The sequence below is a fragment of the Dolichospermum heterosporum TAC447 genome (assembly GCF_024584745.1).
Classification (GTDB): Bacteria; Cyanobacteriota; Cyanobacteriia; order Cyanobacteriales; family Nostocaceae; genus Dolichospermum; species Dolichospermum heterosporum.
On sequence record NZ_CP099464.1, the window covers coordinates 4,108,596 to 4,134,934 of the forward strand.

General features: G+C 37.3%; 23 protein-coding genes and 1 pseudogene. 8 read left to right on the forward strand and 16 right to left on the reverse strand.

Translation table 11 applies throughout. The annotated features are described in order from the left end of the window. Positions 1–3: 3 nt before the first annotated feature. The gene (locus NG743_RS18405) at positions 4–444 is read right to left on the reverse strand and encodes a hypothetical protein (RefSeq protein WP_257120635.1); all 441 of its coding nucleotides are present in this window, start codon (positions 442–444) and stop codon (positions 4–6) included. A 101-nt stretch (positions 445–545) separates the two neighbouring features. Here NG743_RS18405 and petN point away from each other — a divergent pair, with 101 nt between their 5' ends. Together petN and NG743_RS18415 are read left to right on the forward strand one after the other, a co-directional pair. Further along, positions 546–632 carry a cytochrome b6-f complex subunit PetN gene (petN, locus tag NG743_RS18410; protein ID WP_013189847.1) on the forward strand — a complete coding sequence of 29 codons (87 nt, stop codon included), beginning with the start codon at positions 546–548 and terminating at the stop codon, positions 630–632. 7 nt (positions 633–639) lie between these two features. Next, positions 640–801, forward strand: a complete 162-nt coding sequence (locus NG743_RS18415) for a hypothetical protein (RefSeq protein WP_168634893.1) — start codon at positions 640–642, stop codon at positions 799–801. Between the two features lie 336 nt (positions 802–1,137). Here NG743_RS18415 and NG743_RS18420 read toward each other — a convergent pair whose 3' ends face one another. From NG743_RS18420 to NG743_RS18430, 3 genes are all read right to left on the reverse strand, one after another. Further along, positions 1,138–1,380, reverse strand: a complete 243-nt coding sequence (locus tag NG743_RS18420) for a DUF4327 family protein (protein WP_015079328.1) — start codon at positions 1,378–1,380, stop codon at positions 1,138–1,140. 504 nt (positions 1,381–1,884) lie between these two features. After that, a complete protein-coding gene (rbfA, locus tag NG743_RS18425) occupies positions 1,885–2,283 on the reverse strand; it encodes a 30S ribosome-binding factor RbfA (protein ID WP_027402168.1) in 399 nt (132 codons plus the stop codon). A 126-nt stretch (positions 2,284–2,409) separates the two neighbouring features. After that, entirely contained in the window at positions 2,410–2,616 is a 207-nt protein-coding gene (locus NG743_RS18430) for a DUF751 family protein (protein WP_071992769.1), read from the reverse strand. Between the two features lie 65 nt (positions 2,617–2,681). On the opposite strand from NG743_RS18430, the pseudogene NG743_RS18435 reads away from it, so the two are divergent. Continuing rightward, positions 2,682–3,270, forward strand: a pseudogene (locus tag NG743_RS18435) (DNA adenine methylase); the annotation flags it as partial. A 156-nt stretch (positions 3,271–3,426) separates the two neighbouring features. Here NG743_RS18435 and NG743_RS18440 read toward each other — a convergent pair. Both NG743_RS18440 and NG743_RS18445 read right to left on the reverse strand, forming a co-directional pair. Then, complete coding sequence (locus tag NG743_RS18440; RefSeq protein ID WP_027402169.1) at positions 3,427–4,647, reverse strand: HetZ-related protein; 1,221 nt, start codon at positions 4,645–4,647, stop codon at positions 3,427–3,429. A 407-nt stretch (positions 4,648–5,054) separates the two neighbouring features. Next, positions 5,055–5,714, reverse strand: coding sequence for an L-threonylcarbamoyladenylate synthase (locus NG743_RS18445; protein ID WP_027402170.1), 660 nt, complete (start codon positions 5,712–5,714; stop codon positions 5,055–5,057). Between the two features lie 83 nt (positions 5,715–5,797). On the opposite strand from NG743_RS18445, the gene larC reads away from it, so the two are divergent. After that, on the forward strand, positions 5,798–7,075 hold the full coding sequence (gene larC / locus NG743_RS18450; protein ID WP_027402171.1) for a nickel pincer cofactor biosynthesis protein LarC: 1,278 nt from the start codon (positions 5,798–5,800) through the stop codon (positions 7,073–7,075). Positions 7,076–7,143: 68 nt separating this feature from the next. Beyond that, positions 7,144–8,055 (forward strand): lysylphosphatidylglycerol synthase domain-containing protein, encoded by a 912-nt coding sequence (locus NG743_RS18455; RefSeq protein WP_257120638.1) that lies wholly within the window; start codon positions 7,144–7,146, stop codon positions 8,053–8,055. Between the two features lie 265 nt (positions 8,056–8,320). On the opposite strand, the gene NG743_RS18460 is transcribed toward NG743_RS18455, so the two are convergent. Continuing rightward, complete coding sequence (locus tag NG743_RS18460; RefSeq protein WP_257120639.1) at positions 8,321–8,509, reverse strand: hypothetical protein; 189 nt, start codon at positions 8,507–8,509, stop codon at positions 8,321–8,323. A gap of 245 nt (positions 8,510–8,754) precedes the next feature. Beyond that, the gene (locus NG743_RS18465) at positions 8,755–8,937 is read right to left on the reverse strand and encodes a hypothetical protein (RefSeq protein ID WP_257120640.1); all 183 of its coding nucleotides are present in this window, start codon (positions 8,935–8,937) and stop codon (positions 8,755–8,757) included. A gap of 880 nt (positions 8,938–9,817) precedes the next feature. On the opposite strand from NG743_RS18465, the gene NG743_RS18470 reads away from it, so the two are divergent. Both NG743_RS18470 and NG743_RS18475 read left to right on the forward strand, forming a co-directional pair. Further along, positions 9,818–10,465: a sigma-70 family RNA polymerase sigma factor gene (locus NG743_RS18470; protein WP_015079318.1), complete on the forward strand. Its 648-nt coding sequence runs from the start codon at positions 9,818–9,820 to the stop codon at positions 10,463–10,465. Positions 10,466–10,658: 193 nt separating this feature from the next. Then, positions 10,659–11,345, forward strand: a complete 687-nt coding sequence (locus tag NG743_RS18475; protein WP_257120641.1) for a hypothetical protein — start codon at positions 10,659–10,661, stop codon at positions 11,343–11,345. Positions 11,346–11,427: 82 nt separating this feature from the next. Here NG743_RS18475 and NG743_RS18480 read toward each other — a convergent pair whose 3' ends face one another. From NG743_RS18480 to NG743_RS18510, 7 genes are all read right to left on the reverse strand, one after another. Further along, positions 11,428–12,768, reverse strand: a complete 1,341-nt coding sequence (locus tag NG743_RS18480) for a TldD/PmbA family protein (RefSeq protein WP_027402173.1) — start codon at positions 12,766–12,768, stop codon at positions 11,428–11,430. 190 nt (positions 12,769–12,958) lie between these two features. Further along, positions 12,959–14,431, reverse strand: a complete 1,473-nt coding sequence (locus NG743_RS18485; protein WP_027402174.1) for a TldD/PmbA family protein — start codon at positions 14,429–14,431, stop codon at positions 12,959–12,961. A 179-nt stretch (positions 14,432–14,610) separates the two neighbouring features. Beyond that, a complete protein-coding gene (locus NG743_RS18490; protein WP_257120642.1) occupies positions 14,611–18,162 on the reverse strand; it encodes a type I polyketide synthase in 3,552 nt (1,183 codons plus the stop codon). A gap of 19 nt (positions 18,163–18,181) precedes the next feature. Next, on the reverse strand, positions 18,182–19,402 hold the full coding sequence (locus NG743_RS18495; RefSeq protein WP_027402176.1) for a cytochrome P450: 1,221 nt from the start codon (positions 19,400–19,402) through the stop codon (positions 18,182–18,184). Positions 19,403–19,416: 14 nt separating this feature from the next. Beyond that, entirely contained in the window at positions 19,417–19,662 is a 246-nt protein-coding gene (locus NG743_RS18500) for an acyl carrier protein (protein WP_051424290.1), read from the reverse strand. Between the two features lie 53 nt (positions 19,663–19,715). Beyond that, on the reverse strand, positions 19,716–21,425 hold the full coding sequence (locus NG743_RS18505; RefSeq protein WP_051424291.1) for a fatty acyl-AMP ligase: 1,710 nt from the start codon (positions 21,423–21,425) through the stop codon (positions 19,716–19,718). Positions 21,426–22,367: 942 nt separating this feature from the next. Further along, the gene (locus tag NG743_RS18510) at positions 22,368–22,580 is read right to left on the reverse strand and encodes a hypothetical protein (RefSeq protein ID WP_027402177.1); all 213 of its coding nucleotides are present in this window, start codon (positions 22,578–22,580) and stop codon (positions 22,368–22,370) included. 220 nt (positions 22,581–22,800) lie between these two features. On the opposite strand from NG743_RS18510, the gene NG743_RS18515 reads away from it, so the two are divergent. Then, positions 22,801–24,960 (forward strand): Tex family protein, encoded by a 2,160-nt coding sequence (locus tag NG743_RS18515; RefSeq protein ID WP_257120643.1) that lies wholly within the window; start codon positions 22,801–22,803, stop codon positions 24,958–24,960. Positions 24,961–25,323: 363 nt separating this feature from the next. On the opposite strand, the gene NG743_RS18520 is transcribed toward NG743_RS18515, so the two are convergent. Further along, positions 25,324–26,142, reverse strand: a complete 819-nt coding sequence (locus NG743_RS18520) for an Rpn family recombination-promoting nuclease/putative transposase (protein ID WP_027402179.1) — start codon at positions 26,140–26,142, stop codon at positions 25,324–25,326. Positions 26,143–26,339: the final 197 nt, after the last annotated feature.

Consider the following 26,339-nt stretch of genomic DNA (forward strand, 5'->3'; position numbering starts at 1 on the left):
AATTCATGAAAAAGGTTTCAACCATTTCCATAAAATAGCAGTATCGAGAGCAAAAGCAGCCAGAGAAAACCACAATATACTTTCTCCTGCTAAGATTAAAAAAGGCAAAACCGAATTATTTAGATGCCAACCAACTTCTATTTGAGTTAATCCCCGCACTAAACCAAAAGCCCAAATACCCCCAGTTTTGAGGTGAGGATTGGCATCTACACGGATAATATAACGATAGGTGACACCAAATAGAAACCCAGAAAACCCGGCTATGACACCATTTAATAACATCTGTAAATTTACTATATCAATTTTATCATAAGTAACTATTGGAAAATACTTATCTAACCACAAAACATTAATAAAGCTGGTACTAAGAAAAGCTAAACCTAAAGATATGCTGCCAATTACTCCCGCTTTCAGGGATTCTAACCGTTCTGCCATTAATTCCATAATTTTTCTAACTCTCCTATCAATCTAGTTAATGAATCCACTGCATTTTCCCAGTATGATGGATATTAGAGCCGTTTTGTAATTATTTGAAAAGTAGAACTATGATTTTGACACTGGGTTGGGTATCGCTGTTAGTTGTGTTTACTTGGTCTATTTCTATGGTAGTTTGGGGACGCAACGGACTATAGAGGCATCGTGGAAAGTCCATTTTTGGGTATTTTAGCCTTATTTGGGGTGCTGCTGCTAGTAGGAGTTACTGGTGGTGTTGTTTATCTAACATTATCAGATTGGCGCGATCGCCGTCGTCTCGAAGACGAAACCCGCGAAGCCCGACGTAGCACTAGCAAGCGAAAATGATTCTATTGCAGCTTATGTATAGCTGTATTTTGCGTTAAAAAGTGTTTATGTAGGGATAATCACTATTTCTATCCCTACATAACTTATATTTATATACAAGCAAATTTATCTATGAGAATGTAGATAGACAATGGGTTTCGGCATGGTCAACCAAAATAAGCGATCGCAGTTTTACCGAAGATATTAGCCAACTTTATTCATTATTTCTTTGCGTCTCTGCGTCTCTGCGTGAAATGAAATTCAAGAAATATAGAAAAAAATATACCTGTTTATAGCCAGAAACTACAAACAAGTACAATCAAAAATAACAGTAGTTTATTAAAAAAAACAAAATTATTAGTCGTTATCCCACTCTTCGCGTCCGATTAAATCACCGATGCGATCGCGCAGCAAAAAATCACATTTCTCTAATTCACATTCTACACAAACCCACTCTCTAGCCGGGATAAACTGGCAAAGTGTATATATTGGTTGTTGACGACCAACCATTCCCCTCTCCACCAGTCGGCGTGCTTCGTCCTGAATAACATTTAGAGAGTAGTAATTGTAATTAATAGAAGGCACCGTATTCACACTCATGGTTTTTTTCTCACAAAATTACATCAAAAATACATTTAGACAGTGTTCCCGTTATGCACGAGGAACAAACATGGCAATAATTAAACCTGTGTCCAGGGTTTTGTAGTTTGCTATACGGAACTATTATCATTTTGACGCTACGCACCTCCAAATTATCTAAAGAAATGTTAAGTTTGTCAACAAAGGGTGACATTCATGGTATTTCAACTTCATATTCCTAAGATAACAGCAGTTAAGTTTACTAATCAAACCTAGATATTTACATTTTTAACATTAACTTGTTTTAGAATTATTAAAATCATACTAGATTTGCTTTAGCGTTAACTTTATCAGTATATATAAGTCTATGGTTTTTGACCTCTATCCTAAGATATAAAATTTGCAATACCCGGAACTCTCTAAAAATAGGGAATCAAGGCATTCCCTATTATCCCCAACTAGAGTGCTTTAAATAGCAACAAGTTCCAGATTTATTTATATTTTGGTTAATTTTGCATTAATAAATCATTCAGCCATCTCTTCTACTACCTCATCCACACTTGCTGATGCTCGTTGTTGCTCCAGTTGGTTTAATAAACTCAGCACCTTAGTACCTCGTTCTATAGAACGATCTTCCACAAAGATCACTTCTGGAGTCCGTCTTAATCTGACTCTAGCCCCCAATTCACTGCGAACGTAACCCGTAGCTGACTTTAAACCAGCCATTGTTTCCGTTTTCGCTTCCTCCGTTCCATAAATACTCACAAAGATGGTAGCGTGTTGTAGGTCCCCAGAAACATCCACATCGGTAACACTGACCATTCCCATACCCACACGGTCATCCTTAATACCGTTGAGTAGCATTTGGCTAACTTCCCGTTTAATTAATTCAGCAACGCGGGAAACGCGGCGATTTGTAGCCATATAAATTCCGCCTTCTCACAGAGGTTAAATAACATGATTCTAAACGTAAATGAAAGTGGACGGTGTTTGACGCGATTAAATCAACACCAACAGTCCAATAAACTCAACCCTTTCCTGGCTTTTGGTTTACATTGAACTCAATCCCAGCATAGCCCGCACGGTAAGCGTTACGAAAAAAAGACCACCAGTAAACAAGCCTAAAATAGCCATCAGCGTCACAGGACGTTTTAATAATGGAAACAGCGGCTCAAGGGTGTTTAGAAAAACACCCAAGACGATACTAACTAAATACCGAGGGTAGCGAAAGACGTTATCCCAGAATCCATCAAACATTTGAATTTAGACTGCCTTATTATAGACTTTATTGATTAGTTAGTTTTTAGTTTAATCGTAAGTAGATGGTAAGTCAAATCCCTAAACAAACTTACCCACGACCATTTTTAAAGTGGGCTGGGGGTAAAACTAGATTGATTTCGCAATATAAAGACTATTTTCCCCAGCATTACCAGACTTACTATGAACCATTTTTAGGGGGTGGAGCAGTTTTTTTTCACTTGCAACCATCTCATGCAGTTTTAACTGATATTAATGCAGATTTAGTTCTTACTTATCGGTGCGTTAGAGACAATCTTGAAGAATTAATAACTTTACTGCAAGCACATCAGCAAAGACATAATTCAGAGTATTACTATGATGTCAGAAATTATCATAATGGGACAGATCTAACAAAAGCGGCTCGGTTTATTTATCTGAATAAAACTTGTTTTAATGGGGCTGTACCGGGTTAATTCTCAAGGAAAATTTAATGTCCCTGTAGGTAAATATAAAAATCCAGGTATTTGTCAAGAAGAAGTTTTGCGAGTTGCATCCTTGGCACTCCAGAAAGTAGAAATCAAACAAGCAAATTTTGAAGAAGTGTTGAATTATGCAACTGATACTAATGACTTTGTTTATTTTGATCCTCCCTATTATCCTCTAAATAAAACTTAACACAATAAAACCAAACTGTGTAAAGAAACGTAAAATCGCCCAAACCCTCTTCACTCTTGCCTTGCCATAACAACAATTTTTAACGCCAACCCACTTAACATTTATATGAAAATGTTGGGTTTACTTGCGTCAACCCAACCGACCAGATGGAATTTAATTATTTTTGGTTTCAGCATGACCGTTACGAATAGACCATGCTAATTCCAACATTTGTGTCCAGCGTTTTTGCAGTTGTTTCGGAGTACATTGAACAGCTTTAGAAATAAGTTGATCACTTTGACAAGCGGTTTTTAGTTCAAAAATTTGTTGCTGCTGTGGTGTGAGTTGATGCCAAAAAATATCCCATTGCTGGGAAGATAAACCTAACTTATGTTCTAAACCAGCACCTAACCATTGGTGAACTAATTGCCATTGGTGCTGTTTGGCAAACTTCTCAACGTGATATTTAAATCTTTGTTGTAAATAATCGCGTTGACGACTGGTTAAACCGAGAATTTGGTCAATTTCCGGTGCAGAAAGATCCTGGAGTTTGAGAGTCAAGTAATTCATACAATCAGATTGTCCTTGAGACTCCAGATATTTCATCAATTCGGTAATCACGCGATTGCGTTCCGATTCTTCCGAAGGGTCAAAACCAGGTTTAGCAATCATTTGTGAGCGAATTTGCTGCACTGCCACATTGCGTTGATAAGATTCCGCTTCTTCCGTTTTCGCCGAATCCACTGCCATTTCAATATCTACAGTAGTTTCTTGGGGTTGACGACGGGCAAAACCTTGAGCGCGTAAAACAATTAGTTGTTGATTAGCACCACCAGGTAAATTAATCCGGCGTTTGGCATATTGTTCTGTAAATGCCATATACTCAGCTACTTGTAACTGAGTACGAGGAGTGTAATCTTCAGGTAGTTCAGTTTCTCGACGGAAAGCTTTAATTGCTTCGATATAAAAAGCTTGTAAGAAATCTTCAATCAGATTGTAACGAGCCTCAAATCCTAAATCTGAGCCGGCAACAGTTACATGACGATAAACAATTGCGCCTAAGCTGCTGTGTAATTCTACTCGTCCTTGCTTAGAGCCAAGTTGATAGTAACGGAGGCACTTTTGTAAGCGATGTCTTCCTAATGTAATTTGCCAAGACTGAATTTGTCCTGAGTTTTGAATGCGGGAGCTTTTATCGCATATCCGTTCTACTTCTTTGGCTATGCGTCCAACAACATCTTGTACACCTGAAGTGGCGGATTTAACTTGAGATTGCATCTCATGGGATAAAAGTTGTACTAATGTATCGCTGGTAGGAACAGACAATTCTTCAAGAGAAATATAACTATCAAAAGCAGATGTAGAATTAGGCAGATTGGCGATGTTAGCTTTCATGACTTTTCTATAAAATTGGTATTGCACCTTAACTCAAACGCATATACAGTATTTAAGGCCAGTCTCAGGAGTAAAAATCTTTGGGGATTTATGCCTCAGAACTCACCAACTAGACTCCTGATATGTAAATACTGTAGGAAATTTCCAAAGTTAAGGGCTTGTTAATTGTGTCGCTTTATTTTTAGCAACTAAATCAAAGATGGCATAATAGATATTCACTCTGAGGACAAATTGCCAAAACCTTAGTCATGCTAAGATTGGCCGATAGCCTGTTTGGCGTAGCCATAATTTCATGACTGGGATAAGAGTGCCTGGGAAGATGACAATTTCAAAATTGGAGTCAGGTGATCATAATAATTAGCGCAACGGAGTCCAAAACAAGGGGTTGCACTTGTAAAGCTTTATTCTTAAACCCAAGTAGCTACAGCTTCCCAACCTAAACCTCTCCGAATAATAACTGGTTCTTCATCGGTCAAATCTAAAATGGTAGACACTTGATATGTAGGTTCTTCGGCAGTGTCGATAATAATATCTACCAATTTATCCAAGTGGTCATATAAATCTACCCGTGACAACATTGGTTGTTTTCCGTTTTCAACTATTTCCTGATCTTCGTCATTTGCTCTAATATGAGCCGAAGTAGAAATAATTGGGTTTCCTAACGCTTCCATTAATGCCAAGCAAACCTTATGATTTGGCACCCGAATTCCTGTGGTTTTGCGTTTGGGATTTTGCACTAGTCGCGGTACTAATTTGGTAGCAGGGAGCAAAAATGTGTAGGGTCCTGGTATTAACCGCTTCATTAGTCGGTAGGCTGTATCACTTACGAAGGCATAAGTCGCCACATTGGAGAGTGAGGAACATAAAAATGTCAGTGGTTTATCATTCGCTAACTGTTTGATTTGTCGCACTCTTTCCACCGCCGACTTGGCATTCAAGTCACAACCAATTGCGTAAACTGTATCTGTAGGGTAGAGCATGATAGCGCCACTTAATAACGCTAACTTTATTTCCTCTATTCGGCGGCTTTGAGGATTATCAGGATGAATGGTGAATATTTTGGCCATAATGATTATTGGTGATTGGTAATGGTAATAGTTTTTTTTCCTGACAACTGACGACTGACAACTGACAATTAACAAATAAATTTATGAATAAAATTGTTTATCTTCAATGCCCAACAGGGGTTTCTGGTGATATGTGTTTGGGGGCGTTGGTTAGTCTGGGTGTGCCTGTGGAGTATTTGATAGAACAACTCAATGGCTTGGGAATTGAGCAAGAATACCGATTGTGGGCGGAATTGGTTCACCGTCAAGGTCAACAAGCGACTAAGGTTCATGTAGATTTGGTTTCTCATCATCACCATCATTCTCACAATGAACATGATCACAACCACACCCGTCATTTGCCAGAAATAGAGGAGATGATTGTTAAGGGGAATTTGCCAGTGCGGGCGGAAGCTTGGAGTTTAGCTGTTTTCCGACAGTTGGCAGTTGCAGAGGGGGCTGTTCATGGCATCGCACCGGAAAAAGTTCATTTTCATGAAGTGGGTGCGGTGGATGCGATTGTGGATATTGTTGGTACTTGTTTAGGGTTGGATTGGTTGGGTGTTGATAGCGATCGCCAGGGTTTGCCTTGGCTATACTGTTCTGCATTTCCAACGGGAGGTGGTACTGTTAATGCGGCACATGGAAGAATGGCTGTACCAGTACCAGCGGTGTTAAAGTTGTGGGAAATGCGGGGTTGTCCAGTTTATAGTAATGGCATTGACAGAGAATTGGTAACACCAACGGGGGCGGCGATCGCTACTACCTTAGTTCAAGACTTTGGTTCACCACCACCAATGACTATCAAACAGGTAGGATTAGGGGCGGGTTCTCTAGATTTACCCATTCCTAATATACTACGACTTTGGTATGGTGAAAATGAATCTTTACAGACTGATAACTCTAATTTAGGAGAATCTTCCCCAAATTTAGAGACGATTACTGTCCTAGAAACTCAAATAGATGACTTAAATCCTCAAGTATTTGGTTATGTATTTGAGGCTTTATTTGCTGCGGGTGCGGTGGATGTGTTTACTCAACCGATAGGGATGAAAAAGTCGCGTACCGGAATTTTGTTAACTGTGATTTGTCATCCTGAAAAGTTAGCTAGTTGTGAAGCGGTGTTATTTCGAGAAACTAGCACTTTAGGCATTCGTCGTACTACTCAAAAGCGGGCAATTTTACAACGGGAAATGCAAAAAGTGGAAACTATTTATGGAACAATATCGGTAAAAGTTGCCTGGACAGGAACAGCTACAGAAAAGGTAATTACTAATGTGCAGCCAGAATATGAAGATTGTGCAGAATTAGCCCGGAAAAATAATATTTCTTGGCGAGAAATTCATCGTTTGGCGTTAGAAAGTTGGTATTTGCAAAATTAAAATTAACAAAAACACAAAAACAAGATCCCCGACTTCTCTAAGAAGTCGGGGATCTAAATCCTTTTAAAATGAAGAAAATTATCCGGTGGTTGATTTTAGGTGGAACGCTGTTTTTTTTATTGAAAGCGTTAAAAGATAATTGGTTAGGAGTTAGTGCTATTCGGATTAATATTACCGGATGGTTAATATTAGCAACTGCTACAAGTGTAACTTTATTGGCACATATTTGGGCAGGTTGGATTTGGACTTGGGTACTCAGGGAGTTAAATCAATCTGTATCTGCTATTGAGTTTATCCAAGTTTATTTAAAAACGAATATTGCTAAATATTTACCTGGGAATATTTGGCATTATTATGGGCGAATTATAGCGGCTAGAAATGCTAATGTACCTACAAATATTGCTACTTTAAGTGTTTTGTTAGAACCACTATTAATGGTAGCAGCAGCTTTAATTATTATTGTTTTATTTGGTAGTCAAATTATTGTTAATAGTCTGAATTTTAATTTAATTATTCTCCAATTTTTAGCTTTAATAATTGTCTTAGGTGTACTTGATCCCAGATTTTTAAATCCAGTTATTCAACTTTTAGATCGTTGGAAAAATAAAAAACCTGATGGAGAAAATCAGCTAATTGATATTTTTATAATTAAACGCTATCCGGTGAAACCATTATTAGGAGAATTAGTTTTTTTAGGGTTGCGGGCTGCTGGATTTATATTAACTATAATGGCGTTAACTTCTGTAAATTGGGAGCAAATACCCTTATTAGTGGGAGCTTTTAGTTGTGCTTGGGTATTGGGGTTAATTGTTCCTGGTGCGCCTGGTGGCTTGGGCGTGTTTGAAACCACAGCGATGTTACTGTTACAATATCATTTTCCGGCGGCTTTGGTGATTAGTGCGATCGCTCTTTATCGTCTCATTAGTATCTTAGCAGAAACAGTTGGCGCAGCCCTAGCTTGGCTATTTGAAAGGATTTAATCAGGTTCCTATCTATGCTCATTTGGGAGTTACTGAGATTTGATGTTATAGTTTTGGTGAAATAAAATCGGGCAAATACTAGAAGGACAATTAGAAAGGCAATGAGGGAATGAGTGAAGATATCAGGCTTGATATAAAATTTCCCTGACGAACAAATAAACAAAATTTGTTCAGCTAGGGAAGTTTCTAGTAAGTAAGGCTTTATATTTAAGTGAGTCAAAATATCTGTTTTTGCAAGAGTTAAATATTCCTAAATAGAGAGAAATTATACTAATGCTGTTGCTATAACCATCACTGCTTGAGCAGGAGTTAGACGTGCTGAACCGTTGGCAGCTAAGAATCCGGCGAGGGCGGCGGCAGCAGCAGCAGCATCACCACCACTAACGGTAGCGGATTCTTCCAAAGAGAGTTGGGTAAACAGTTCCTTATGTTCGAGATTATTAATTTGCGACATAATTGTGTTCTTCTTAATTAGGCACATCTAATTAGAAAAATAAGTAATTATTCACTCCCCTAATCTCTAAAAAGTTTCCGAAAAACTTATGAAAACATTAATTGAGGGGTAGGGAAGTGAACAGTTAAGGAGGAAGTTGTCTATGGTTTTACTAAGTTTAAGGAATGCGCCCATCTCAATTTAAAGTAATCTGGGGCGCATTTTTGACCTCATTTGATAGAATAAGCTGGCAGGCTACAGAGAAATTATGCCAATGTTGTTATTGATGCTAGAACACCTTGAGCAGGGGTTAGCGGCGCACCACCGTTAGCCGTCAAGAATACGGCGACAGCCTGAGCCCCGCGAATAGCACCAGCACCACCATTCATCTCAGCAGATTCTTCATTGGAAAGTTCGCTAAACAATTTGTTGTTTTTGATAACTTGCATAATGTTTTTCCTTAATTAACAGAATGAAGGTAAAGATTAAAGTGGCACTTTTCTTAAGCAGAAAGGTACACACATTGCTCGGATAGTTCACCAAAAGAATCAATTTTACAGTCAAAAAGACGCTCAAGAATTTGAGAACTAGGAAACAATTTCCCGGAGGATAACTTCACTAGCTGGTGTAGTTTAGAGCCAAAGTAAAATATTTACTAATGGTCAAACTTCCTTGTCTCTTTGTGAACTTGATGGTGAACTGTCCTTACTTTCTATAACGAACACCCAAAGCAAAATATTCCGAAGTTGGCAAGAAAATTTGGAAGCCTTGCTGAATAGGTATTGAGCAAGCGCAAGTAATGGTATTTAGGTTTTTATCAATCAAGAATTGCTATATTTTTTTCTGTTGCATAATTATAAATTATATATTTTTCCTCTATCTACAGTTATAAAAAAAGATAAATTCCATTTCTACTGTTTAGACGATGTTGGATAGATTGGCATTGAGACTTAAATAGGAAGAATCGAAATAAAAATGCGGTGATATCAAATCCGGGTAATTGCAATCATCGAATATTTTATGATGACCAAGCTGTGACCCGTCTATGCAGTTAGTGTGAGACATGGAATGTAAATAAGAAAATATAGAGAAAAAAGATTTGGTTTCAAACCCATAAATTTATATGGTATTAATCAACATTCTCTACATTTCCTTATGTGAGAAAAAAGTCTAAATGCTGAATTTATATATTTGTTGGTGAAGGCGTTATTCAAGCAAGTTGAATTTACGCTCTAATTTTCACAAAAATAATCCTGTTATTCAGTAATTTGCGAATTGGAAAGATTATTTATTTCTTAGTTAATAGCCTATTTATCAAGGACATATTGTATGTTATCAGCGCAGGAATCATGGTCTTATTCTTCAGAGACTTGGCTTGACTCAAACTATCGCCAGAGATTAAAAAAAATTGCTAACAAATACACTAGGGGTACAGGCATATCTTGGGAAGATGCGGTTCAAAATGCCCATTTAAAAATATTTCAGGGTCTGCAATCTGGCAAGTTCAGAGAAGGAGGATTAGAAGAATTTTATCGCTGGGCTGCTACAGTAGCCCGCTGTGCGATTATTGATTTTGTCCGTCAAGAAAATCTGCGAAAATGCCAAAGTTTAGATTGCAATATCCCTGGAACAGATATAGCCCTGTTAGATACAATTACTGATGAATTTAATATTTTGGAAGCAACAGAAAGGGCAGATTTAATTCTTAAAGCGATAGAGAAAATTTATCAACTAGATCAACAATATCCACGCCAAAACTATCTGAAATTATGGCAAGGTAAAATTGATGGAAAAACACAAACTCAACTAGCTGGAGAATTGAGAGTTAGTCAGAGTGAAATATCCAAACGATGGCAGGAACTTTTAGGACGGATTGCTGATTCTTTAGGACTACTTAAAGTTGAAGATTTCAAGGGCAAACTGCAAGAAAATCGCCAGCAAAAGAGAGAATACAATCGGTCAACAAAGCAGTGGTAAGTGAATAAAATACTCAAATTGATTGAAATGAGAGTAAATCCTGATATTTAGAAGCGTCCGAACGTTACATAAGATATGGGATTGGATGCGACTACACCCAGAATCCCGGCTCATTGTTAATTTTTGTCGGGAAACTAAATATATGCGTGTAAACTTGAGTAAATCCACATTTTTAAACAGGCAAGCGTCTAATATGCCAATCCCACAACCTGGAGAAATTTGGGAAGTGAGTCGCTTAATAAGAAGTCCTTTGAAATTCTCTCAAGAACAAGAGACTTTTTACTCTTCCTCAGCACAAAGTTTTTTGGCAGGCAACTCACCACCGCGCTATGTAATGATTGTCAAAGAACCTGAAGCAATTCTAGATACAAATGAGGAGTGGCTAATTTTTTCTGTCATGTTGCTATCAGGAGAAACAGATTTTCTCAGTGATGTAGATTTGCTAATTCCTGCGAAAATATCTGGACTAGAAAAAGATTTATTAGCTGAAACATGGCACATTATCCCAGCGTTAGCTTGTAACTTGCTACAGCCAGTTGGTAACAGACTATCGCGCCAAATTTATGACTGTCTTCTGACCGTTAGAGACTATCATTATGGGTTAGGTAAAGAACCATCAGTAATATCAGAAATCCAGGAATTAGGTTTAATAAATAGTAGCTTATCTTTTGCAAATAGCTTAAAGATTCAAGATTTTCACAAAGCAGAACAAGCCTGGAGTGATGTATTGACAATACCAGTAGCAGCTTGCCAAACTTACTTGAAAAGTATAAACTTCACCAATGCAGTATTAAATGAAGCATTGCAACTAGAACAAGACCTGCAAATTGATAGAACCTGGACTGAGTTTGATGTCAATGAAAAGCCTCAAATTGATTAATTTGAGGCCATGATGTCAAAGTTTGGGAGAAATTTTCATGTTTTCAACAGATTCATGCAGACGCACAGAGTGAAAAAAGATATTAATCTCCAGTAATAGAAAGTTCACTCACCCAAACCCTGGGAGCAACTCCTGCTGGTGTTAATTCCACCTCTTTCTCGACATAAACAATTGATTTCAAAAGTTCCAAGAAATCCCCAGCTACCGTTGCAGACTCAATACTAGTTTTCTCACCTTTGTTAACTAACCAACCATCAAAAGGCAAAGAAAAAGAACCTTGTAAAGCCTTAACACCCGCATGGAGAGCTTGTAAATCATCAATTAAAATCACATTTTCCGCAGTTTCTAGACTCAATTCTTTTTCAGGTGTACCCGCTGCAAAAACGTGATAAAAATTGGGACTAACGCTAACTTTTGCGCCAATACTAGCATTACCTGTAGGTTGAGAATTTAACCGTTTAGCAGTTCCCGCACTATGCAAAAAGCTAGTTAAAATGCCCTTTTCTATTAACTTAATTTGCCGGGTAGGAGTACCCTCACCATCAAAACTTTCTGCACCAATATTAGCAGGGTGTAAAGCATCATCATAAACTGAAAGTAAAGGTGAAGCTAGTTCTTTACCAATATCATCAGTTTTCGATAAACTTTGATTATCCAGAATACTTTGGGCGTTAAATAAATTGGAAAAAGCACCTAACAAACTTAAAAAAGCTTCAGGAGAAAAAACTACTTGATACTTACCAGTTTTAATTTTTTCATAATGCAAATGACTGATAGTTTTCTGGGCAGTTTCCTTGATACAACCAGCAATATCTAAATCAGCGACACTTTCCTTAACTCGATAAGCACTACCACTGCGGGGTTTCTTACCTTCCTCTTCAGTTTTGCTGTACAAATAAATAGAAGCTAAGGAATGAGATTCAGTTCTCACAGCACCATCACTATTGAGATAAAATCTGTCAATATCCCTTTGTGCTAACCCATTATAAGGCACACTTGTAATAGCAGGATGGGTTGCTAGTAATTCTTTTTCTGCCACTAATAGCTTTTCTATCAGTTCAGAAACAGGTGCTTGCAGTGCCTTTTCTTGGTGTTTATTAGGGATAGGAATAGTGGCTTCTGGACTAAAATCAGGAACATTTTCTTTCACACCAAAAAAACTCGCTTCATAAGCAGTTTTCAAGGCTAATTCTAATCCTTTAGCATCTACATCTGTGGTGCTAGTAACACCCATTGTATTTTCTTCATTCCAAACCCGAACTGTTACCCCAGAACGATTGGAAGCTTTAACTTGTTTAGGTTCACCTTGGTCAACTTGAACACTGGTATCATCTACAGTTGAGCCGTAAATATCAAACTTTTTAATGCCAAGTTTGGCAGCATTTTCTTGAGCGGACGTGGCGATTTCTTGTATTTTTGTCATGATGAATTAATTTCTAAATTTTGAACGCAGACGAACGCAGATAAACGCAGATAATATAGCTTATCTGTTTTTATCTCAATACAGTTTAGTTAAAAATTTTTTCTTCTCTCTGTGTCCTCTGTGTCTCTGTGGTTCGTTTAAAAAATGACTTTCACAAAGAGTTCTAGATTTAACTAAACCGTATTGGTTTTTATCTGCCGCCGACAGTGATGGAATCAACCTTAATATGGGGTTGTCCAACTGTGGTGTAAATGCTACCGCTAACTGAACCACAGAAGCCGGGAGCTAATTCTAAATCTTGAGAACATAGGGAGATTTTATTCATGATTTCCTTAGCTTCACCGATGAGAGTAGCACCTTTTAATGGTTTGGTAATTTTGCCATTTTCTATTAAGTAAGCTTCGTCAACGCTAAAGTTAAATTGACCTGTTGCGCCGACACTGCCGCCACCCATTTTCTTACAGTAAATGCCTTTATCAACGGAGGCAAATAGGTCTTCTGTTGTGTGTTCACCACAATCAATATATGTATTTCGCATCCGACTAGCGGCAGCAAATGTATAATTTTGACGGCGGCCACTACCTGTTCTGGGGTGTCCAGTCCGCACTGAACCGGTTCTATCAGCTAGGAAGTTTTTGAGAATGCCTTTTTCAATTAATAATGTTCTTTGAGCGGGCATTCCTTCATCGTCCATATCAATTGTTCCAAAGGCGTTATCAGTGCGTCCTTCATCCCAAGCAGTCAGGCTTTCATGGGCGATTTTCTCACCTTTTTTATCGGCAAATGGTGTGGTTTTGTGTTCAATTTGAGTGGTTTCTAAAAGGTGTCCACAGGCTTCATGGAAAATTACACCACCAAAATGATTAGCCATAATAATCGGGTAAGTTCCTGATTCTACGTAATCTGCATAAAGCATTTTACCGGCTGATTCGGCGATTTGTTCGGAGGCTTGTTGATAATCCCAGGTTCTCAGGAAGTTAGCGTCACTGGTGTTACCAGCCCTGTCAGCAATAGAGGAACGGTTAGCACCGTCAGCACAAAGCAGGTTAAACCCAACGGATTGGGTGAGGCGAATATCACGGGCAAATGTACCGTCACTGGCAGCAACTAATACTTCTTGCCAATCACGGAAGTAGGAAGCGCGGCGAGATTGGACGTGGGTAGCTTTTTTGTTAAGTTGGGCTGTACCATCAAGCAGGACTTCTCCCATTTCGCGGATAGAACTACATAAGGGCAGCCAACCGTCTTTACCGCGTTTTGTGGCGTAGTCTCTGAGTAATTCTAGGTTGATTTCAGGGATGAAAGCACTTGGACCTGGTAATTGTAGTCCTAAAATAGAAAGAGCTTTTTCTAAAGCAGCTTTTAAACCGGCAAATGTGAGGTTATTGGTGCTAACGTAGCAGTCAGCTTTGCCGCGAAATACCCGCACTCCCGCACCAGTAGCTAAACTGGGGGAAATGCTGGTAATGGTATCTTCCTCGGCTAAACAACTGATGTAGTTGCGGCGTTCTAGGAAGTATTCTACAAAATCTGCTCCGGCAGCGCGTCCTAGTCCTAAAAGGGTTGCCAGAGGGGCTTCCCAAGTCTCATCGAAGCGTTCTGTGGTGGATAAATATTGTAAACTGGGAAGTTGATTCGAGAGAAGTAGGGTATTTGTAAGCATGAAGTGCCTCGTCTGCTGGCGTTATCAGAGATTTAACTGAAAAAAATCCTGGTGTGTTCAGTCTAACAAATCTGTGAAAGCCGTTGTTGGCAGTTAGGCTGTAGGGTTTTCCGCCATTTGCAGATGAATTTAGTTAATACTCTCACCTGGGAAAGTTTTCTCTTGTTCAGTAATAACCTTTAATCGGGTAAACTTTTTCCAATATGAGAGGCTAATTTTTCTGCCAATACCTTTACATGAGGTTCTTGAATCATGGAGTGATGATTACCAGATACTTTATAGATTTGAGATAGGGATTTTCTAGCCCAACCATAACTAGGAAATAGCAAAGAAATTAGTTTTTGGATTGGAGTTGAGTTTATGCGTCCTTGCGCTAAAAATAGGGTAATTTTTCCTTGGTATCCATCCATTATATATTGGTCTGAAGTATTATTTAGAATATATCTTGACTCAGTTATAGGATCAAGATTTTCATCAATTTTATAAAGATTTATCGGTATGATTAACTTAGTTATATTTTTCAAAATCATTTGCAATTTTAGGATAAAAGTATTAACTATTCTGCGAAGCTTTAAATAGATTTCCGCAAATTTTCTAACCATGATTAACTTGATTAAATTTTTAGTTAAATTTTTAAATATTACATAAAAATCATTAACAGCAACAAAGTAATTGAGTCTAGAATCACTTCCATACATATCAATTATGCCCAAAAAAGCTAATTTTTTTCCTTTTTCTTCAAGTTGTTTGGCTATCTCATAGGCGACTAAGCTACCAAAGGAGTAGCCTGCTAAGAAATATTCTCCTTCAGGTTGAATAGTTAAAATGTCGTTTACATGATGAGAGGCGATCGCTTTAATATTCTCTTCTGTTATCCTATCTTCTTCTACAAATACTATATAACCTGATTCTAAAAAATAAAAAGAGTATTCTTTTCCAAGATATTCATTTAAAGGATATGCTTCATTTATACCAGTTGCACAAAAGAAAAAAGATTTTTTATTTTTTTGAGAACTAAGAGATACCATTAGCGAGTTTTTGCGAGGACGTAATCCATTGCGACCCAAAATATAAGTTAATAATTTTTGATAATCTTTGGGAGCAAGCTTGGTGGTAAATTCACTCTTTGTTAAATCGGCTAAAGGCTCACTCATTGACTGAGAAATCTCTGCAATGGTAGGAAACTGGAAAAACGCAGCCAGAGAAAAATGTTTATTAAAGGTTTTTTCTATCTCTGACACTAGCAAAGCAGATAGGCGAGAGTTTCCACCTAATGCAAAAAAATTATCATGAATACCGATAGATTTATGCCCTAAAACTTTTTGCCATATATTAGCTAATTGTTGTTCAATTTCATCACGAGGAGCGACAAATTCTTGATCTAGCTGTTCTGATTTATTCTGATTATTTGTAATTTGATTTTCACTTTGGCTATTAAATATTGTAGGTGATGTATTAATCCAGTATGATTGACGTTCAAAGGGATAAGTAGGAAGGGAAATCGGATAACATTGTTTATAATCTTCAATTTTAGACCAATCAATTTTTACCCCCATTAACCACAATTTGATTAAAGTCGATAATAGACAATGTAAATTATCATTATTTTTATTATTTTTAATCTCAATAGAACAAATATCTAACAGTATTTGACTAGAATCTAATAATAAATTAGGTGAATTCTTGGCATTACTTTTAGTAACATCAAATTCTTTTTGCCATTGTTGAGAATCAATAATTTGGTTGATTTGAATTGTATTACCAGTAATAGATGAAACCACAGGAATTTTTGCAGGTTGAAAATTCTGAGTTGATGTTAAGTCTTCCTTTTTTAAAATTAGAGAAATTATATCTTCTAAGGTGAAAATTTCTGCTAATACTAAAGCTGTATAATTTCCTGTACCATAACCTATAGATATTGCAGGTTCAATTCCCCAGGATTTCAATAATTGAGCGATCGCATATTCACAAAGAAAATCAACTAGTTGGCTATGAACAATATTTTCTAAATTCTCTTTTTCAATCAATTCTAAAAAAGAGTTGCCTACATGAGAATCAAGAATCAATTCCAATGGTTCTAGAAGGGAATCAAGGTCTGGCTGACTTTTATAAAATAATTTAATCAGCGGCTTAATTTTATCGCTTTCTCCCGAAAAAATGAAACAAATTGGTGCAGGTTTTCGCCTCGTAATTTGGCCACTGAATATACTTGGTGACAATTGTTTATGAATATAAATATTGAGTTGATCTTTCAATTGTTCTTTGGATTCAGTGATAATAGCTAGACGGTGTTTAAATTGCGATCGCCTGGTATTGGCAGTAAAACAAATATCCACCAAAGATGCTTCAGGTTTATCTTCTAAAAAAGCTTGGTGACGTTGGGCTAAAGCCTGTAAAGCAGTGGGACTCTTTGCGGTTAGGGTGAAAATTTGTAAGGGAAAAAGATTAGATTCAGCCTTTTCTTGAGATGGAACTGATTCTAATATCACATGAGCATTCATTCCGCCTAAACCGAAAGCACTCACTCCCGCTCGAATTGGCTCTGTTTCTTCTGGTAAAATTTCTAAGGTTTTTTGTACTTTTAGTCCTAGCTTGGCAAAAGGAATAGCCGGATTAGGCTCTTGAAAATGTAAATTAGGTGGTATCTGGCGATGGTAAAGGGAGAGAGCGACTTTAATCAAACCCGCAATACCAGAAGCGGCTTCTGTATGACCAATATTGGTTTTCACACAACCGACTCGACAGGGATTATCGGGAGTTCGATCTTTGCCGACTACTGCACCTAACGCCTTCATTTCTAGGGTATCTCCGATCAATGTCGCTGTCCCGTGAGCTTCAATATAATTGATAGAACTGGGATCAATATCAGCCTGTTGATAAACTTTTTGCAAGAGATCAATCTGAGCTTGCATATTGGGTGCGGTCAAGCCATTACCACTACCATTGTGATTAACACTACTCCCTCGAATTACGGCATAAATGCGATCGCCATCTATTTGAGCTTGGGATAAAAGTTTCAAGACAACGACTCCGATCCCCTCACTCCGAACATAACCATCCGCTTTAGCATCAAACGTTTTACACAAACCATCAGAGGCAAGTAATCCAGCATTAATAAATCTGTTTGTGATGGCAGGAGAAAATATCATATTTACACCTGCGGCTAAAGTCAAAGAGCTTTCCCCAGTCCATAAACTATGACAAGCGCGATCAACGGCTACCAAAGAGGATGAACAAGCCGTATTAATTGCCAGACTAGGACCGCAAAAATCAAAATGATAGGAAATACGATTAGCCACCATAGAGCGATGATTACCCGTTGTTGCCTCTATATCTGGAATCGCCTCTTGTTGAATGACTAACTGATGATATTCACTACAAGAAATACCAACAAAAACAGCCGTGTTAGTACCTGCTAATTTTTCGGGAATTTGCCCTGCATCTTCTAAAGCTTCCCAAGTTACTTCTAATAAGAATCTATGTTGGGGATCAATTTTTGTAGCTTCTTTTGAGGAAATCCCAAAAAATGCCGCGTCAAACTTATCTATTCCTTTCAAAAATCCGCCCCAACCTGTCATTTCCGTAGGGCGATCGCTGGGGGATTCCGTAATAGCATCAATTCCATCTTGATTAACTTGCCAAAATTCATTGAGATCATTTGCACCAGGAAAACGACATCCCATGCCAATAATTGCAATAGATTCTTTCTGTATTTTGAGATTAGTCATCATTATTAAATTGTATATACGATTAATAAATAGGCGTAAATTTCACAGGAAGAGTTTTTAATCTTCTGGAAATATTGCTTTCATACCAGTCTAATTTATCTGTATTGAGGCAAATATCTGGTAAACGTTGCATCAGTGCATTTAGGGCGATTTGCACTTCAAGCTTGGCTAAAAACATTCCTAAACAATAGTGAATACCACCGCCAAAAGCCAAATTAGGTTTGCGACGACTGAAATCCAGTTGTTGGGGATGAGAAAAGTATTCAGGATCATGGTTTACTGCACCGATATAGATAACGACATATTCCCCGCGATGAATAATTTTCCCTGAAACCTCAACGTCTTCCATTGCTCGACGAGAGACATACTGAATGGGACTATCATAACGCAACAATTCTTCGACAATATTTTTAATATTATCAGGATTTTGTCGTACATATTCTAAACTTTGTGGGTGTTTTAACAGGGCTAAAAGAGCATTGCTGACTAGTCCTTTTGTTGATTCCTGGGCTGTCGCACTTAGCAGAATACAAGTGCTAACTATTTCATCTTCTGTTAGTGTATTGACCTGATCTTTCTGATTAGCTAACTGGCTGATCAAACCATTATTTGGTTGTCTTTTATATTCAGCTATTTTTTGGGAAAGATAGGCTCTATTTTCAATCATGATTTGATTTTGTTCTTTATATTTTTCCAAAGATACTGGTTGATCAAAAATGAAAATAGACTTAGCAGACCATCGAATTAATTGTTGATAATCTTCAATCGGTAAACCTAATATTTTAGTAATCGCCAAAGCAGGAAGAGGGGTCGCAAAATCTGCTATAACTTCCATCTCTCCCGTTGGTGCAAGTCTATCCAGTAAATCGTCAACAATTGCCTGAATTTCAGGACGCATAGCATCGACCGATACTTTAGAAAAGGATGAATTTAGTGCGTTTTTAATTCGAGTATGATCGGGCGGTTCCAAAAAAAACAACCATTTATCAGTAGTTTGTGCAAGAACGTCTAGATTATCTTCTTTGAGATAGGCACTTTTTAGCTGGAGACGTTCAGGAAGATTATCTACCTCAAATCGCTTATCATTTAAAATACTGACGGCATCGGCATAACGAGTAATAATCCATGTACCAAAAATGCTTTTGTGGATAGGGTCTTCTTGACGAAGGCGATCAAATAGAGGATAGGGATTAGTATGAAATTCTGGATCAAAAGGATTAAATAAAACTTTCTTCGCATTCATTGTTAATGTTACCTCTATTTTTTAGCCAATTCATCTACTAAATATTCGGCCAATTCAGAAATTTTTGGATATTCCCAAAATAATGTTGGGTCTAGCTCCAAATCAATTAAATTTTCTAGCTCACCTGTAAGGCTCAAGGCTACAGAGGAATCTAAACCATAGGCAAAAATAGATTTTTCTAAATCAATTTCTTCGCTATCAACCCCTAAGGAATTCGCTAATTTATCTATTAGCCAATGCTCAATTTTTTCTTGATTCATAAAAACAATTAATATTTACAAAAAACAAGCCTAGAGCATCATAATTGATTTTGTTACCATTGTCCAACGATCGCCAGAGTTTCTGTGAGAAACGCATGACAACAAGCATGGCGTTGTATTTTACCGCTAGAAGTTTTGGGAATACTCGCAGGTTTAATTAAGGCGATCGCATAAACCTGTAAAGCATGATCAAGAGCAACGGTTTCACGAATGGTAGAGAAAACTTCGTTGACATTTAAGTGGGCTAAATAGGTACGTTCTACTTCCTGAACAATCACCAATTTTTCTTGATTATCTATTTCTATCGTAAAAGCCGCACCACAATCTAAACGCAGAGCTTTATGACTTTGTTGTACTGAATATTCAATATCTTGGGGGTAATGATTCCGTCCCCAAATAATTATGACATCCTTAATTCGTCCTGTTATAAACAATTCATCGGCTCGTATAAAACCGAGATCGCCTGTTCCGAGAAAATTTCTTTCGTCCGTTGTATTCGCTAATTTAGCCTGAAAAGTTGCGATCGTTTGTTCTTCTTGGTGCCAATAACCTTGAGCAATACTAGAACCAAAAATCCAAATTTCTCCTACTTGATTCTCACCACATTCTAAACAACTTTCAGGATCGACAATTTTGACTTCCATATCTTGCCAAGCATGGCCACAACCGACAAGTTCCTGATAATTTTCACTATCTTTCTCTGCTTCTACAATTTGATTATTTTTCAAAGATTCTGACTGAACATTTAAGTAAACTGGCTCATCTTCAATATTACCCCCAGAAATCATTAAGGTTGCTTCTGCCATGCCGTAACAGGGATAAAAATATTGAGATTTAAATCCAGAAGATTGAAATTTATCACTAAAATTATCTAGGGTTTTTCTTCGTATTGGCTCTGCTCCATTGTAGGCACTTAGCCAACTGCTTAAATCAAGGCTTTTCTGTTGTTCTGGCGTAATTCTTCGCACACATAATTCATAGCCTAAATTGGGACTACCGCTATGAGTTGCTCGATATTTGGTAATTGCTTGTAGCCAGAGCATAGGATTCTTTAAAAAAGATTCAGGCGACATCACAATACCCAAAAAACCTGTATAAAGAGGTTGAATAATACCATCAATCAACCCCATATCATGAAAACTCGGCAACCAAGTCACAGAAACACTTTTTTCTGTAAGTTCAAAAGCTTTTTGAATATAAACTGAATTATTGGCAATGTTGTCATGGGAAATCATTACTCCCTTCGGCGAACCCGTTGAACCTGATGTGTATTGGAGGAAAGCTAGGGTATCACCACTAATCTCTGGGAGATGAAACTCAAAGTCTTGGTCATCATTTAGATTATCTGTTGCCAAAAATTGCGTTACGGATAAGTCTAAAAAATTCTCAAGTTTCGGTTGAATATTTTCTAAAATAAAGCTAGTAGTCAGAATAATTTGAGGTTGAGAATCTTCAATAATTGCTATTAATCGAGATATTTTTTGATTCCGTTTTGGTGGGTAAGCAGGAACTGCAATAATTCCAGCAGATAGACACCCTAAAAAAGCCGCGATGAATTCTAAACCTTGGGGATAAAGCAATAAGGCTATGGCTCCTGGGGGGATTAGAGATTGTAACCTAGCGGCAATTCTTTTTGAAATTTGAGATAGTTGTTGATAAGTAATCGTTTGCTCTTGATTTTCTCTATTTTTGAGAAAAATATAAGCTAATTTTTCGGGGCTTTGACTTGCTTTTTGGTCAAGGATTGATAGTAAATTGAGCATTAAGTAGGTGTATATAATAAAAGCGAAATTTATTGCGTTTTATGAAATGGCCGAAACTCAATCAGAATCTCGGATTGAGACAACTTTATATAAGGTTACATACCTTTAAATTTTTCTGTTCACCTACTTAAGCTGTTACGCAGCTAAATTTGATAACCATAATTTACTTGAACTTTGTAGTGCGGGCATCTTGCCCGCTAGAATTATACAAACTAAATGCACAACAGCTTATAACTACGAATTTATCTCGTCTCACGTGAATTATACTCAAAACGGCTAGAAGCTGGACTTTTTTATCATACAAAGAACAAGTTCAAAGTCTCTCCCCGCACCTCTCCCTAAGAGGTTGTTTGAAAAGTCGTATCCCGTAATTTTTATCACATTGCTAAGTAATTGGACAAAAATATTTACAGTCATTGCGAGCGAAGGGAAGCAATCACAACCCTGGCGATTGCTTGATTTCACTTCGTTCCATATGGCTAACGCCACGCTACGCTAACGCAATGACATTGTGTAATTAATTCTGTCTCACTACTTACCCCTCTTTCCCCTTATAAAGGGCTTATAAAGGGGGGAAACAATAAAAATCCAGTTCCCTCCCCTTACTAAGGGGAGGGTTAGGGTGGGGTAAAAAATATTTGATACATCAACCATAACTTTTAAAACACCCTCTAACCCTCTCCTTTTAGGAGAGGGAAAAGGAATAACATTTAATACTGGAGAGGTTTACCAGAGGGGTTTCATATTTGGTTAAACTATTAACAGTTTTCAGTATATACCATAATTGGGCAAAAGCTAAAAAGGCTACAGCCATCTCCAGTCTATTAGACATCTCCAAGATGGTAGAGACCTTACATGGAACGTCTCTACAATGGTTTCAGGTCACGCATATTTAATTTCTGGATATGTCTATTAAGTAAAGTGTAATACCTACAATAATATTTAAAACCAATTTTTCTTCAGTAATTTGTTACTGACAATGACCACAAACATTAACAAACCAAACTGAATTGGCCAAGGTGCTAATACTAAACTTACAATAAAAATAACGGCTGTGAAAACACCTGCAATATTAGTGATTTCATCATCATTTCTTTTAAAGAGATAGCCAGTCATTACACCTGTCACTAATGTCATTAAGAAAAACAAAGGCATTTTTACTAATCTCCAAACTACGAGCTACTGTTTAATACCAGTAGATTTCAACCTTCTTCAAGGACGTTGTTAACATTATACTTAAGTAAAGCAAAATGGCAACGATTTTATTGTCAAGCTATGGAATCGCTATTTTCAAATAGTGTGATTATTTGGTACATTGAACTAACACTATCTATTCGTGCTGGAATTCATTTAACACTTTTAATTTAAATACCCGATGTTGAACATTTCCCAACTCCTCGCCAGTGAACTACAACTTAAACCCCAGCAGGTACAAAACGCGCTGGAACTTTTAGCAGAAGGGGCAACAATTCCCTTTATTGCGCGTTACCGTAAAGAAAAAACAGATGAAATGGATGAGGTGCAATTACGGGATTTACAAGATAGGCATAATTACTTAACGGAGTTAGAAGAAAGAAAAAAAGTAATTGTGAGTGCGATCGCTCAACAAGATAAACTTACCCCAGAACTACAAGCAAAAATAGCATCCTGTTTACAAAAAACTGAACTGGAAGATTTATATTTACCCTATCGTCCTAAACGTCGGACTCGTGCTACCATTGCTAGGGAAAAAGGGTTAGAAGCGCTCGCCAGATTTATTCAATCTCTAAATACAAAAAATGCTGTTTCTGCATCATTAGAGGAAGCAGCAGCAAAGTATATTTCCGAAACTTTAGGAGTAAAAAGTGCAGATGAAGCTTTAAAAGGGGCATCTGATATCTTAGCAGAAGAAGTAGCCGAAAAAGCAGAATCACGCGCATATATCCGCGATTATCTTTTAGAAAATGGGCTGTTTATTTCTCGGATTAAAGATGACCATCCCGAAGGGACGACTAAATTTGAAATGTACCGCAATTATCAAATTAAAGTCAAAAATATTGCCCCTCATAATATGTTGGCTTTATGTCGAGGAAAAGATGAAAAAATCCTCAGTTTTGAAGTTGCTTATGACGAAGATTTTATCCTGGGTTATTTAGAATCTCAAGAAATTAAAACTAAGGTTAGTAACGTGCGTGAATTTTATCAAGTCATGTTAAAAGATAGTTTTAACCGCTTAATCAAAACTTCCTTAATTAGCGAAGTAACTAACGAGAAAAAGACCTTTGCTGACATAGAATCAATCAAAACCTTTGAAACAAATTTGCGAGAATTGCTGTTATCTGCACCAGCAGGAATGAAACCGACAATGGCGATAGATCCTGGTTTTAGAACCGGGTGCAAAGTCGCTATACTAGATGAAACTGGACAATTTTTAGAATATCAAGCCGTATTTCCCCACCAAGCCGCAGAACAACGCCAAAAAGCCGCCCAAACTATTAAGAAATTACTGGAAAAATACCACATTCAATTAATTGCTATTGGTAACGGTACAGCGTCACGAGAAACAGAAGAATTTGTTGCCGAAGTATTACCAAATATAGCCCATAAACCAGTTAAAGTCATGGTAAATGAATCTGGCGCATCTATATATTCCGCCAGTGAAGTGGCTAGAGAAGAATTTCCTGATTTAGATATTACCGTGCGGGGTGCAATTAGTATTGGGAGAAGATTACAAGATCCTTTAGCAGAATTAGTCAAAATAGATCCTAAATCAATTGGTGTAGGACAATATCAACATGACGTTGATCAAAAATTACTGAAAAAGAAATTAGATGAAACCGTCGAAAGTTGCGTTAACTATGTGGGTGTAGACTTAAATACAGCTTCTAAAGAACTTCTCACCTTTGTTTCGGGAATTACCCCAACCATAGCTAATAATATTATTGCCTATCGTAACGAAAATGGCGCATTTAAAAATCGTCGTCAACTCTTGAAAGTAGCCAAACTAGGACCAAAAGCCTTTGAACAAGCAGCAGGTTTTTTAAGAATTCGTGGTGGTGAAAATCCCTTAGATAATACCGCAGTTCATCCAGAAAGTTATTCCCTAGTGCAATCTATCGCGGCTGATTTAGGAGTATCCTTGAATCAAGTTACACAAGTTGCAGAAAAACTCAAAGAAGCCAACATCAAAAAATATGTTACTGACACCATTGGAGAACCAACCCTGCGCGACATTCTCAGCGAATTAGAAAAACCAGGCAGAGATCCTCGTGCTGAATTTAAATATGCTACCTTTAAAGAAGGAATCAAAGAAATTAAAGATCTAACCGTAGGAATGCAACTAGAAGGAATTATTACCAACGTTGCTAACTTCGGTGCTTTCGTTGATATTGGAGTCCATCAAGATGGTTTAGTGCATATTTCCCAACTTGCTGATAGATTTGTAGATGATCCAAAAAAAATTGTCAAAGTTGGACAAGTCGTTAAAGTGCAAGTTTTAGAAATCAACGAAAAACTCAAACGCATAGGTTTATCAATGAAAGGAATCAAACAATAATTACCTCTTCCTGACTTTTTATGTTAATCATAGCCCCCTCCTCGCTTGCAAAGAGGGAGTTGGGGGTTGGGTTCTTGTATCTCACTCAACCGACAATTAAGTAATTGGACAAAAATATTTACAGTCATTGCGAGCGAAGGGAAGCAATCACAACCCTTGGAATTGCTTCATTTCACTTCGTTCCATATGGCTAACGCCACGCAATGACATTGTGTAATTAATTCTGTCTCACTACTTACTATATTTAACGTAAGTTGCTAGTTAGGTAAATTGTCAGAACTGGCTAACACCTCCCGTAAGGGATACAGGATATGCAGGATTAAAGGATGAAAATCAGAGATTTGATCACAAATCACCAAATGTTTACCTGTCTTTTGTATTCTGTTGTTGAATAATCTCGCTAATTTCTGCCAAACTTAAGTTTAAAACTTGTGCGATTTGTTCTCCAGTTAAACCCAATCCTATCAAACCAGGAACTGCGTCTAACTTGGCTTTACGTTCACCTACTTCTATTCCTTCTTCCTTTCCCTCTTCTTTTGCTTCTTGATAAAATCGGGTTTGTTTTAACTCACTTAATCCAAACATAGCTTCTATTTCCTCCCTATTCATTCTTGGAAACTTATAAATTAAAATTGTCTCGATGATTTGTAATAGTTGTTGCTGTTGAAATTGAGAATCTATCTCTTGTTTAGTTCTGGTGATTAATTCTCTAGCTTGGGTAATGGAATTATCTGCGTTAACGATAATTAGTTTTATTGTAGCAATACCAATGGGTAAAGATGTTGTTTCTGCTAATTCATCGAGATAAATCACTCTAACTCGTTGACTGGTGAAAAATTCTTGATAATGCTGAATATCTCTTGTATCTATGCTGCTGGTTGGATAGATAACTACAGCATTCCAGTGATTTTTAGGGTTGTTTTGGCGAATGTAAAGAAATATTTCGCTAAAAAGTCTATGGTAGAGATCCTTGTCTAATTGAAATTGTACTTCTAAAAAGTAGATCGGGTTATCTGTATTTTGGTTAGGTAAGAAAACTCCATCTATTCTCAAGGCTGTTTGTTTAACTTCAACTGATGAAAATTGATAAAGTTCTGCTAGTTGGGGAGAGTTACCAATCAGTTCAAAAAATATGCTGGGTATTTCTTGAAATAATCGGTAAAATATGCTGTCTGTTTTCATTTTAAAAAGTTGTTTTTGGCGATATCCAGGTTTTTATCAAGTGTTACCCCAAATGGTAGGGTATTAAAGCCTAATTTTTATAAAGAACTCTATTAGATTCTGTCATTTGCAAAGCAAGACGATATCGACATAGTGCTATAATTCAGTTTATATTGTACTACAAGTTTTTTCAGAAAATCACTAAAATAGAAATGCAT

Coding starts and splice junctions, on each gene's coding strand:
- NG743_RS18465 (WP_257120640.1), bottom strand. CDS start 8,937: ATGCAAGTTATCAAAAACAACAAATTGTTTAGCGAACTTTCCAATGAA.
- NG743_RS18505 (WP_051424291.1), bottom strand. CDS start 21,425: ATGCTCAATTTACTATCAATCCTTGACCAAAAAGCAAGTCAAAGCCCC.
- NG743_RS18470 (WP_015079318.1), top strand. CDS start 9,818: ATGTTATCAGCGCAGGAATCATGGTCTTATTCTTCAGAGACTTGGCTT.
- NG743_RS18515 (WP_257120643.1), top strand. CDS start 22,801: ATGTTGAACATTTCCCAACTCCTCGCCAGTGAACTACAACTTAAACCC.
- NG743_RS18485 (WP_027402174.1), bottom strand. CDS start 14,431: ATGCTTACAAATACCCTACTTCTCTCGAATCAACTTCCCAGTTTACAA.
- NG743_RS18490 (WP_257120642.1), bottom strand. CDS start 18,162: ATGATGACTAATCTCAAAATACAGAAAGAATCTATTGCAATTATTGGC.
- NG743_RS18405 (WP_257120635.1), bottom strand. CDS start 444: ATGGAATTAATGGCAGAACGGTTAGAATCCCTGAAAGCGGGAGTAATT.
- NG743_RS18445 (WP_027402170.1), bottom strand. CDS start 5,714: ATGGCCAAAATATTCACCATTCATCCTGATAATCCTCAAAGCCGCCGA.
- NG743_RS18475 (WP_257120641.1), top strand. CDS start 10,659: ATGCCAATCCCACAACCTGGAGAAATTTGGGAAGTGAGTCGCTTAATA.
- NG743_RS18440 (WP_027402169.1), bottom strand. CDS start 4,647: ATGAAAGCTAACATCGCCAATCTGCCTAATTCTACATCTGCTTTTGAT.
- NG743_RS18495 (WP_027402176.1), bottom strand. CDS start 19,402: ATGAATGCGAAGAAAGTTTTATTTAATCCTTTTGATCCAGAATTTCAT.
- NG743_RS18480 (WP_027402173.1), bottom strand. CDS start 12,768: ATGACAAAAATACAAGAAATCGCCACGTCCGCTCAAGAAAATGCTGCC.
- petN (WP_013189847.1), top strand. CDS start 546: ATGATTTTGACACTGGGTTGGGTATCGCTGTTAGTTGTGTTTACTTGG.
- NG743_RS18500 (WP_051424290.1), bottom strand. CDS start 19,662: ATGAATCAAGAAAAAATTGAGCATTGGCTAATAGATAAATTAGCGAAT.
- NG743_RS18510 (WP_027402177.1), bottom strand. CDS start 22,580: ATGCCTTTGTTTTTCTTAATGACATTAGTGACAGGTGTAATGACTGGC.
- NG743_RS18520 (WP_027402179.1), bottom strand. CDS start 26,142: ATGAAAACAGACAGCATATTTTACCGATTATTTCAAGAAATACCCAGC.
- larC (WP_027402171.1), top strand. CDS start 5,798: ATGAATAAAATTGTTTATCTTCAATGCCCAACAGGGGTTTCTGGTGAT.
- NG743_RS18420 (WP_015079328.1), bottom strand. CDS start 1,380: ATGAGTGTGAATACGGTGCCTTCTATTAATTACAATTACTACTCTCTA.
- rbfA (WP_027402168.1), bottom strand. CDS start 2,283: ATGGCTACAAATCGCCGCGTTTCCCGCGTTGCTGAATTAATTAAACGG.
- NG743_RS18430 (WP_071992769.1), bottom strand. CDS start 2,616: ATGTTTGATGGATTCTGGGATAACGTCTTTCGCTACCCTCGGTATTTA.
- NG743_RS18455 (WP_257120638.1), top strand. CDS start 7,144: ATGAAGAAAATTATCCGGTGGTTGATTTTAGGTGGAACGCTGTTTTTT.
- NG743_RS18460 (WP_257120639.1), bottom strand. CDS start 8,509: ATGTCGCAAATTAATAATCTCGAACATAAGGAACTGTTTACCCAACTC.